At 62.2% G+C, this 357-nt stretch carries 1 protein-coding gene; it reads left to right on the forward strand.

Features of this window, described 5'->3' with window-relative positions; translation table 11 throughout:
• On the forward strand, positions 1–357 hold a 357-nt coding region (locus AB4Z20_RS28155; RefSeq protein ID WP_442091269.1), incomplete at both ends, for an immunoglobulin-like domain-containing protein.

Here is a 357-nt window from a genome sequence, read left to right on the forward strand (position 1 = left end):
CACCCACCATCCCAGTCGGCGCCAGCTCCGCTTCGGTAAACTTCGTTACGCCAAACGATGCCCTCGCGGGCGGCGACAACCTGAGCGTGAAGATCGACGACGCCCAGGGCGGCAACTACGAAAAACTGGACATCGACGGCAAGCCTGCCGACACCACCGTCACAGACACCCAGGACACCACTGGCCTGACACTCTCGGCAACTGACACTGTGGCCGAAGGCGGCTCGATCGTTTACACCGCAACATTGACCAACGCCGCCGGCTCGCCAGTGACCGTCACCTTGAGCAACGGCGCGGTGATCAACATCGCTGCGGGTGCTACTACCGGCACCGTGACTGTCGACGCACCAAAAGATG

The sequence above is a fragment of the Pseudomonas sp. KB_12 genome (assembly GCF_052114545.1).
GTDB lineage: Bacteria > Pseudomonadota > Gammaproteobacteria > Pseudomonadales > Pseudomonadaceae > Aquipseudomonas > Aquipseudomonas brassicacearum.